This is a genomic window from Oleiphilus sp. HI0125, assembly GCF_001635355.1.
The window spans coordinates 1-799 of record NZ_LWGF01001043.1 but is presented as its reverse complement, the minus strand read 5'-3'; the positions used below and the strand labels follow the sequence as shown (position 1 = coordinate 799).

The following is a 799-nucleotide window of genomic DNA, read 5'->3' as shown; positions in this document are numbered from 1 at the left end:
CGCCATAAATAGTAATAAACCGAACTCCATCAAAAACCATCTAGCTGCGTCAGGCATACGTCCAAAAGTAGGTTTCACACTCCTCAGATAACCAATTGCTAAACCGGATGCCAGTAGGCCTCCTGCGGAACCAAGTCCAATCGAGAGGTTACCAATGTTAACGGCAAACAAGCCAATCAATACGCCGATAGCGATCCCGAACGAAAAGGTCACCATATCTGTTTCCATCATTGCACGTTCAACGTGCCCAAGGTCCTTACCCAGCAGGTCAATGTATTCACCCAAACCAGTTACGGTAAGAATGTCGCCTTTTTTTAATTCAATATCGGGATCACATGGGATTTCTACGCGCGTGCGAGTAAGCTTTTTAAGCAGCACGCCGTATTGCTGGGGTAACTTGATATCTGATAGTTTTTTGCCTGTGATAGCAGGATTGATGACTACGATTTGAGCGGTATCGATTAAAGCATCAGTATTCTTTTCCGGAGTAATTTCTTGGCCCACATCAGCAAGAATTTCTGTGAAATATTCCGCGGTGCCAAGAATTAGAATTTCGTCGTCTAGCTGTAACCTGATGTTGGGGTTGCTGGCCAAGACCTCACCGTTTCGGCGCACTCTAACAACGGATCGTTTGTCCCAGTATTTTTCAGCCAAATCCGCAACAGGGACTTTGGTAAGAGATTCATTTGTTAGTCGGTAAACTCGAGCAGAGATATTACCAATATTATAGTCATCACTACCTTGTCTGGCTTCCTCCATACGCTTTGCCTCGGCTGCGAGATTTATCCCGAGGAGTTGT

General features: G+C 45.3%; 1 protein-coding gene. It reads right to left on the bottom strand.

Annotation, left to right across the window (positions count from 1 at the left end):
- The coding region (locus tag A3762_RS17845) for a TrkA C-terminal domain-containing protein (protein ID WP_197469363.1) at nt 1-759 on the bottom strand (759 nt) is incomplete at its 3' end.
- Between the last annotated feature and the right edge of the window lie 40 nt (nt 760-799).